The organism is Enterobacter cloacae complex sp. IR5450 (assembly GCF_049238665.1).
Lineage (GTDB): Bacteria > Pseudomonadota > Gammaproteobacteria > Enterobacterales > Enterobacteriaceae > Enterobacter > Enterobacter hormaechei_C.
This window is the reverse complement of sequence record NZ_JBMKIC010000031.1, coordinates 47,747-56,764: the sequence shown is the minus strand read 5'-3', so window position 1 is coordinate 56,764 and position 9,018 is coordinate 47,747. Positions and strand designations below refer to the sequence as shown.

The 9,018-nt window shown below is 57.7% G+C and carries 7 protein-coding genes; 3 read left to right on the top strand and 4 right to left on the bottom strand.

Going from position 1 to position 9,018, the window contains the following annotated elements; genetic code table 11:
• Positions 1 to 96: 96 nt before the first annotated feature.
• The 4 genes from ACOTYB_RS19675 to sppA form a co-directional block, all read right to left on the bottom strand.
• Entirely contained in the window at positions 97 to 1,353 is a 1,257-nt protein-coding gene (locus ACOTYB_RS19675) for a glycoside hydrolase family 18 protein (protein WP_045336650.1), read from the bottom strand.
• 219 nt (positions 1,354 to 1,572) lie between these two features.
• Entirely contained in the window at positions 1,573 to 2,214 is a 642-nt protein-coding gene (gene pncA / locus ACOTYB_RS19670) for a bifunctional nicotinamidase/pyrazinamidase (RefSeq protein ID WP_047051509.1), read from the bottom strand.
• 9 nt (positions 2,215 to 2,223) lie between these two features.
• Positions 2,224 to 3,240 (bottom strand): asparaginase, encoded by a 1,017-nt coding sequence (ansA, locus tag ACOTYB_RS19665; protein WP_023303507.1) that lies wholly within the window; start codon positions 3,238 to 3,240, stop codon positions 2,224 to 2,226.
• A 62-nt stretch (positions 3,241 to 3,302) separates the two neighbouring features.
• Entirely contained in the window at positions 3,303 to 5,159 is a 1,857-nt protein-coding gene (sppA, locus tag ACOTYB_RS19660; RefSeq protein ID WP_045141479.1) for a signal peptide peptidase SppA, read from the bottom strand.
• A gap of 167 nt (positions 5,160 to 5,326) precedes the next feature.
• Here sppA and ACOTYB_RS19655 point away from each other — a divergent pair, with 167 nt between their 5' ends.
• The 3 genes from ACOTYB_RS19655 to ACOTYB_RS19645 all read left to right on the top strand — a co-directional run bounded on the left by ACOTYB_RS19655 (position 5,327) and on the right by ACOTYB_RS19645 (position 8,950).
• Entirely contained in the window at positions 5,327 to 5,878 is a 552-nt protein-coding gene (locus tag ACOTYB_RS19655) for an NAD(P)H nitroreductase (RefSeq protein ID WP_023324479.1), read from the top strand.
• A gap of 116 nt (positions 5,879 to 5,994) precedes the next feature.
• Positions 5,995 to 7,038 (top strand): selenide, water dikinase SelD, encoded by a 1,044-nt coding sequence (selD, locus tag ACOTYB_RS19650; protein ID WP_015570773.1) that lies wholly within the window; start codon positions 5,995 to 5,997, stop codon positions 7,036 to 7,038.
• Positions 7,039 to 7,042: 4 nt separating this feature from the next.
• Positions 7,043 to 8,950 (top strand): DNA topoisomerase III, encoded by a 1,908-nt coding sequence (locus tag ACOTYB_RS19645; RefSeq protein ID WP_421765872.1) that lies wholly within the window; start codon positions 7,043 to 7,045, stop codon positions 8,948 to 8,950.
• Positions 8,951 to 9,018 lie beyond the last annotated feature (68 nt).

Below are 9,018 nucleotides of genomic sequence, written 5' to 3'. Positions count from 1 at the left end.
TCTGATTTGTTAGCGCAACCAGTAGATCACACTTCATCGTGCTTTTCATTTTTCTGGGGAACCCTCAGCCCTAAGGGAGAGGGCTTGATTGTCTTACTACTGATGCGGGATCCCAAGCGACTCCGCCAGCTGTTTCGCGAGCTGGTTTTCGTCGTCAGCCCCATACTCCCAGAACATGGCGCCGGCAAGTCCTTTCTCCTTGATGTAATCCGCTTTGATCGCCACGGAGCGCGGGTTCTCATAGGAAATCGCAAACAGCGCCTTCCCGTCGGCGGATTTCACCGACAGCCACGGCACCTTCGCCTGTTCGTCCCAGTGCTCGGTAAAGCGTTTTTGCGGATCGTTCAGCAGCTTGCGGACGATATCGTTGTATTTCACATAGGTATCTTTGGTCAGATCATAGCCAAGCGATTTGAACAGGCTCAGTTCCTGCGGCCCGAAGTAGGGCTGCGTCACCGGATTGTTTTGCGCGTCTGGTTTGCTCCAGTCGATCCCTGGCTCTACGGCACGTTTCGGCACGCGCCCATAGAAACCAATTCCGAGGTTCATCTGCTGCGGCTTCAGCCCGGCGGCCAGATAGTTATTCACGACAAAATCGACGCTGTATTTGTCTGCGGCAGCTACCGTTGGCCAGTCGCTGGAGTCATACAGATTCGCGTTAAAATACTGAGTACCGTACGCCATGTCGTAGGTCATCAGGTTGATGTAATCAAGCAGGGGGGCAATGGCTTTCACATCCACCCAGCTTTTCGGACTTTCCGCATTCGCGCCCACCGCAATCGTGACCAGCTTTTTCTTACCAAACGCGTCACGCATCTCTTTTAACAGCGCGGTGAAATTATCCCGGTCGGCAGGGGTGCTTTCGACAAGTCCCCACGCGCCGTTGACCGGATATTCCCAGTCCAGGTCGATCCCGTCCAGGCCGTATTTACTGACGATCTCCTGCGCGGAGCGAATAAACACCGCGCGACTCTCTTTGGTTGCCGCTGCGCCAGAAAATCCTCGCGCGCCCCAGCCGCCAACGGAAAGCAGGACTTTCAGGTTCGGGTTTTGTTTACGAAGCTGAGGAAGTAACGCCAGATCGGATGCCACCTTGGGTGATAACCAGATTTGATGCAGTTTTGCCGGATCTTTCAGCGCGGCGTTGGTTTCGTCTTTCTCGTTGTTATAGACCAGACCAAACGAGTAGTTGAGGTGGGTGATCTGGCGGACGTCGAGTTTATGAATATCGCCACCCGGTCCGGCGGTAACATCGCCACCCCCATTGAAGTAGCCCACGGACATCAGGGGCGCGGCGGAAGCCAGTGACGCGCAAAGCAAGGGTAATGCTGCCAGCAAGGGCAAACGTTTCATATAAGTTCCTCTTTGACTGAATAAAAATAACCACGCCACAGAAAAGGCGTGGCGAAAAAACAGCCTGAAGAGAATAGCATCGCCGTTTCGCTTGTGATGCGAGGGAGTTCACTTTATGGGGATTGGGGAAGAAATGCCGGGTGGCGCTGACGCTTACCCGGCCTACAAAACCAGAGAAAGTAGGCCGGGTAAGGCTAAGCCGTCACCCGGCTAAAAAGCTTACGCCTGCGTCTCCATCCAGTCAGCCAGCGTATACAGCGTTGCGCCTTCTGCTGCCATATCCATAAACGCCTGAGCGCTGTCCTGCGGCTGAATATTTACCCCGCGACAACCGTCGGTGATGACATTCACGGTATAGCCCAACTGGAGCGCATCCAGCACGGTGAACTTCACGCAGTAATCCGTCGCCAGGCCCAGCACAATCAGCTCGGTGATCTCATGGTGGCGCAACCACGCGTCCAGCGCCGTCTTCTGACGATGACCGTTATCAAAGAACGCGCTGTAGCTGTCGATGGTGGGGTTTTCACCTTTGTGGAACACCGCGTCGATGGCCTTCTGGTTCAGCAGCGGATGCAGCTCAGCGCCTTCCGTCTGCTGCACGCAGTGATCGGGCCAGAAGGTTTGTGCCAGCCCGTCCAGTTCGCCCTGGCTGTAAGGCTCAACGTTGTGCTGGCTGGCAAAGCTGCCGTGGTTTGCCGGATGCCAGTCCTGACTCGCCACCACCGCTTCACCACGAGCTTTACACCACGCAATCAGCGAATTCGCGACGTCTACGGTGCTGTCGCCTTCCGCGACGGCCAGTGCACCGCCCGCACAGAAATCATTTTGCAAATCGACCAGTAACAGGGCGCGTTGCTTCATGGGAACTCCTTATTCGTCCGGCGTCAGTTCACCGCGCAGGTTTTGCATCATGGCGCGGCGAATGGAATCAATATCCAGATCCTGACTCAGTAAATAGTGAAGTTTAGTCAGCGTTGCCTCAACGGTCATATCGAAACCACTGATCACGCCAGCGTGCGCCAGGGCATTACCGGTGGCGTAGCCGCCCATATTGACTTTGCCGGACATACACTGGGTGAGGTTGACCACCACAATCCCGCGATCGCTCGCCTCCTGAAGCTCTTTCAGGAATTCACCGTTCTGCGGGGCGTTACCCACACCATAGGAGCGCAGGATCAGCGCCTTCACCGGCTGGCGCAGGAAGTTGCGCACCACGTCGGCGGAAATACCCGGATAAATCGTCACCACGCCGATCGGCTGCGGGGTGATCGGGTGAACGATCAGTTCGCCTGCGGTATTTGGTGCGGGCGGCGTGCCCAGACGACGGATATGGATCCCCGCTTCCAGCAGCGGTTGCAGGTTAGGTGAGGCAAAAGCGTCAAAGCCATCGGCGTGCGCTTTAGTGGTACGGTTCCCGCGGTACAGTCGGTTGTTGAAGAACAGCGTTACCTCGTTGATCGGGTAATTAGCGGCCACGTACAGGGAGTTAAGCAGGTTGATCTGCCCGTCTGAACGCAGTTCCGCCAGCGGGATCTGCGAACCGGTCACGATGACGGGCTTGCTCAGGTTCTCCAGCATGAAGGAGAGCGCCGAGGCGGTGAACGCCATGGTGTCGGTACCGTGAAGGATCACGAAGCCGTCGTACTGGTCGTAATGGGCTTTAATATCATCCGCAATATGCTGCCAGTCTTCCGGCGTCATGTCGGAGGAGTCCATCAGCGGCTCATATTCGTGGATGGTAAAGTCCGGCATTTCCGGACGGTGAAATTCAGGCATCAGCGCCAGCTGGCGCTGCAAGTGGCCGGAAACCGGGATATAGCCATTTTCTGAGCGCTGCATACCGATGGTACCGCCGGTATAGGCGACATATATTGATTTCTTCTGCATGGTAATGAGTTCTTGTTCTTCAAAAGAAAAAATCCCCTCTTCACGGGAAGAGGGGACGGTTTTTAACGCACGTTCGCGCAGGTCAGGCAAAACGCGTAACGGCTCTGTGGATCATTAAAGGCTGCGAGCTTGTCGCTCTCCGCTCTCATGGCTTTCGCCGCGGTCGCCACCGGCGCCGGCAGATAAGCCTGAAGCGCGTCCGGCAGCATGGCACGGACGGAGCCGGACATGCTGTCCATGACCATATCGAAGAACGTCGGTTCGTCCTGATAATAGTCCACGTGCCACTGCTTGAGCTTCGCCAGCTCCGCCGCTTTCTTCACGGCGTCGTCGAAGTCACCCAGGCTGTCTACCAGACCGTTGCTCTTCGCATCCTGGCCGGTCCAGACGTGGCCCTGCGCGATCTGGTCAATCTGGTCTGGCGTCTTTTTACGGGAGTCCGCAACCAGCGTGATGAAACGTTTATAGCCACTCTCAATGCTGAGCTGCATCATCTCAGACACCTCAGGCGGCAGGGATTTGGTAACGGACACGTCTGCCAGCGGCGAGGTGGAAACGCCGTCGGTGTGGACGCCGAGATAATCCAGGCTGTTCTCAACGGTGTTGATCACACCGAAGATGCCAATCGAGCCGGTCAGCGTGCTTGGGTTAGCCACGATGTAGTTGGCTGGCGTCGAGATCCAGTACCCCCCGGAAGCCGCCATGCCGCCCATCGAGACCACTACCGGCTTGCCTGCGGCGCGCGCGGCGGCCAGTTCAGCACGGATCACTTCAGAGGCGCTGACGCTGCCGCCAGGGCTGTTCACCCTCAGGACAATTGCCTTCACTTTCGGATCCAGGCGCGCATCGCGGATCTGCGACGCGGTGGTGTCTCCGCCGACGTTCCCCGGCGTTTCTTCCCCGTCCATAATGGCCCCGTTAGCAAACACCACGGCGATGCTGTCACCGCTGTCGTCCGGCTTTTTCGCGGCGTAGTCATACATGCTGATGGCGCTGTAGTTTTTATCCTCTTTACTCCAGCCGAACTGTTTGGTCAGCGCTTTTTCAATTTCAGCGCTGGAACCCAGCTGATCGACCAGTTTGTTATCAAGCGCGTATTTCGCTGTATCGCCGTCCACCTTGCGCAGGCCGTCCAGCACGCCGCGCGCGCCCGGAAAGACCTGCTCAGCGGTAATCTGACGGTTAGCGGCAATGGTGCCGAGGTAGTTCTGCCACAGCTCGCCAATCCAGCGGCTGTCCGCTTCACGAGCGGCAGGGGACATATCATCGCGGATAAACGGCTCCACGGCGGATTTATAGGTCCCGACGCGGAAGACGTGGGTAGTGACCTTCAGCTTGTCGAGCAGCGATTTGTAGTACAGACCGTTAGTGGCGAAGCCATGCAGATCGACCGTGCCCTGTGGCGAAAGCCAGATCTTATTGGCAAAGCTCGCCAGATAATATTGCCCCTGGGTGTAGCTGTCGCCAATGGCAATAACCGGTTTACCGCTGTCGCGAAATTCGCGCAGCGCTTTACCGATGTACTGCATTGACGGCTGATCGGCGCCGGCAAAATCTTTCAGGTCCAACACGATACCGGTAATGTTACGATCGTCTTTGGCCTGACGGATGGTGTCGACAATATCAAACAAGGAGTTTTCCTGGAGACGGTCTGACGTTGCGCCGAACAGCTGGCGGCCAATCACGCCCAGACGGTTGCTGGTCGATGGCTTATCAACAATCACCCCGGTGATATCGAGTAACAGTGCGCCGCGCGTCGAATGCTGCGACTGGTTTGCGTTGCTGATATGCATCCAGATACCAGCGCATACCAGGACCAGGAAGATGAAAAAGATGTTCATCACCAGGTTGCGGACGAAGTTGAGCAGTCGCCACGTCCATTTAAAGAAACCGGCAAAGATTCGCCAAAGGGTTCGCATGTATTCTCCCTAACCAGAAAAGGACTGTTTCCGTCGCCACTGGACGGTAATGTTGGGTTATCGTAATGACCCAACCGCCACTTGTCAGCAGGAATCGCCTGCCACGCTGTAACAAATTCTGCTGTCGTGTTAATTTTGTGAGTAAATTTCATGAAAGGAGTTAACCAATGGACGCACTTGAACTGCTTGTTAACCGTCGTAGCGCTTCCCGCCTGGCCGAACCGGCACCCGTCGGCGAGCAGCTGGAAAACATTCTGCGTGCCGGAATGCGTGCGCCGGACCATGGCACATTGCAGCCGTGGCACTTCTTTATTATTGAAGGCGAAGGGCGCGGCCGCTTCAGCCAGCTGCTGGAGCAGGGGGCTGTTGCCGCAGGCCAGGATGAGAAGGGGATTGATAAAGCCCGCAACGCGCCATTCCGTGCGCCGATGATCATCGCGGTAGTCGCAAAATGCCAGGCCGATCATAAAGTGCCGGTCTGGGAGCAGGAGATGTCTGCCGGTTGCGCGGTAATGGCAATGCAAATGGCCGCCGTCGCGCAAGGCTTCAATGGCATCTGGCGCACCGGACCGCTGACCGAAAGTTCGGTCGTGCGTGATGGCTTTGCCTGTGGCGAGCACGATAAAATTGTCGGCTTCCTCTATCTCGGCACCCCGCAGCTTAAAGCCTCCAGCACCATCAGCGTGCCGGACACCACGCCTTTCGTCAGCCGTTTTTAATTACCCGCGCTAAACTGTCTGGATTCTGAGCATCCGCCGCAGAATTCAGACAGTCATACTTACCTCTTTATGGAATGAGCGCTACCATAGCGCGATTGAGATGACAGGAGACGTCCATGAGCGAGCAAACCATTCGTTTAACGCAATACAGCCACGGAGCCGGTTGCGGTTGTAAAATTTCCCCGAAAGTGCTGGAGACCATCCTGCACAGTGAGCAGGCGAAGTTTGTCGACCCGAACCTGCTTGTCGGTAACGAAACGCGTGACGATGCAGCGGTTTATGACTTAGGTAACGGCACCAGCATTATCAGCACCACTGACTTTTTTATGCCGATTGTCGACAACCCATTCGACTTCGGACGCATTGCGGCCACCAACGCCATCAGCGATATCTTTGCGATGGGCGGTAAACCGATCATGGCGATCGCCATTCTGGGCTGGCCGATTAACACCCTGCCGCCGGAAATTGCCCGCGACGTGATTGAAGGCGGACGCTTTGCCTGCCAGCAGGCGGGTATTGCCCTGGCCGGTGGACACTCTATCGATGCGCCGGAGCCGATCTTCGGCCTGGCCGTCACCGGCGTGGTGCCCACCGAACGCGTGAAGCGCAACAGCACGGCGCAACCGGGCTGCAAACTGTTCCTCACCAAGCCGCTGGGCATTGGCGTACTGACCACTGCCGAGAAGAAATCCCTGCTGAAGCCCGAGCATATCGGTCTGGCAACGGAAGTGATGTGTCAGATGAACCTCGCCGGTGCGGCATTCGCTAATATCGACGGCGTGAAGGCCATGACCGACGTGACCGGATTTGGTCTGCTGGGGCACCTCTCTGAAGTCTGTCAGGGCGCAGGCGTGCAGGCGCAGGTCTGGTATCAGGATGTGCCGAAACTGCCGGGCGTGGAAGAGTACATTGCTCAGGGCGCGGTGCCGGGCGGGACGCAGCGCAACTTCGCCAGCTACGGCCATTTAATGGGCGAAATGCCGGAAGCATGGCGTAACCTGCTGTGCGATCCGCAAACCTCCGGCGGTCTGCTGCTGGCGGTGACGCCGGAAGCTGAAGCTGACGTTCAGGCGACGGCTGCCGAGTTTGGCATCACCCTGACGGCCATTGGTGAGCTGGTGACCGCCCGCGGTGGTCGCCCGATGATTGAGATCCGTTAATTCGATGCGGTTGTTTATTGCCGAAAAACCGAGTCTGGCGCGTGCCATCGCCGACGTGCTGCCCAAGCCGCATCGCAAAGGTGATGGCTTTATCGAATGCGGTAACGGACAGGTGGTCACCTGGTGTATCGGGCACCTGCTTGAACAGGCGCAGCCGGATGTCTACGACAGCCGCTACGCCCGCTGGAATCTCAACGATCTGCCAATTGTGCCGGAAAAGTGGCGTCTGCAACCGCGTCCTTCCGTCACCAAACAGCTCAACGTCATTAAGCGCTTCCTGCATGAGGCGACGGAAGTGGTCCACGCGGGTGACCCGGACAGGGAAGGGCAACTGCTGGTCGATGAAGTGCTGGACTACCTGGAGCTGGCGCCGGAAAAGCGTCAGCAGGTGCAGCGCTGCCTTATCAACGACCTCAACCCGCAGGCGGTGGAGCGCGCGATTTCGCGCCTGCGCGCCAACAGCGAATTTATTCCCCTGTGTGTCTCCGCGCTGGCACGTGCCCGCGCGGACTGGCTGTACGGGATCAACATGACCCGCGCCTACACCATCCTGGGACGCAATGCGGGCTATCAGGGCGTACTCTCTGTTGGGCGTGTTCAAACCCCGGTGCTGGGGCTGGTGGTGCGTCGCGACGAAGAGATCGAAAATTTCGTCGCCAAAGACTTCTTCGAAGTCAAAGCGCATATCGTCACGCCGAAAGACGAACGCTTTACCGCCGTCTGGCAGCCGAGCGATGCCTGTGAGTCATATCAGGACGAAGAGGGACGGCTGCTGCATCGTCCGCTGGCGGAGCACGTGGTTAACCGCATTACCGGCCAGCCCGCGATAGTCACCAGCTATAACGACAAACGGGAATCAGAGCCCGCACCACTGCCGTTCTCCCTTTCGGCGTTGCAGATCGAGGCCGCGAAAAAGTTTGGCCTGAGCGCGCAGAACGTGCTCGATATCTGCCAAAAGCTCTATGAAACCCACAAGCTGATCACCTATCCGCGTTCGGACAGCCGCTATCTGCCGGAGGAACACTTCGCCGGACGCCACTCGGTGATGAACGCCATTGGTGTCCATGCGCCGGATCTGTTGCCGCAACCGGCGGTAAACCCGGATACCCATAACCGCTGCTGGGACGATAAAAAAGTCGATGCCCACCACGCGATAATCCCGACGGCGCGCACCAGCAACGTCAACCTGACCGACAACGAAGCAAAAGTCTATAACCTGATCGCGCGTCAGTATCTGACGCAGTTCTGCCCGGACGCGGTGTTCCGCAAGTGCGTTATCGAACTGGACATTGCCAAAGGCAAATTTATCGCCAAAGCGCGTTTCCTCGCGGAAGCGGGCTGGCGCACGCTGCTCGGCAACAAAGAGCGTGACGAAGAGAACGACGGTACGCCGCTGCCGGTCGTGGCCAAAGGCGACGAACTGCTGTGCGAGAAGGGGGAGGTGGTTGAACGACAGACCCAGCCGCCGCGCCACTTCACCGATGCGACGCTGCTTTCGGCCATGACCGGGATCGCCCGTTTTGTGCAGGATAAAGATCTGAAGAAGATCCTGCGCGCCACCGACGGTCTGGGTACGGAAGCAACCCGCGCGGGGATCATCGAGCTGCTCTTTAAGCGCGGTTTTCTTGAGAAAAAGGGGCGCTATATCCATTCGACCGAGCCGGGGCGCGCGCTGATTCATTCCCTGCCGGAGCTGGCCGCCAGGCCGGACATGACCGCGCACTGGGAATCGGTGCTGACGCAGATCAGCGAGAAGCAGTGCCGCTATCAGGACTTTATGCAGCCGCTGGTGGGGACGCTTTACCAGCTGATCGATCAGGCGCGCAGCACGCCGGTGAAGCGCTTTAGAGGGATGGTTGCACCAGGCGCGGGTGCGAAGAAACCGTTTAAAAAGAAGAAAAGCGCGGCCTGATACGCCCGGTTTTCACCCTCTCCCTATGGGAGAGGGCCGGGGTGAGGGCACCCGGCCGCACGATATAA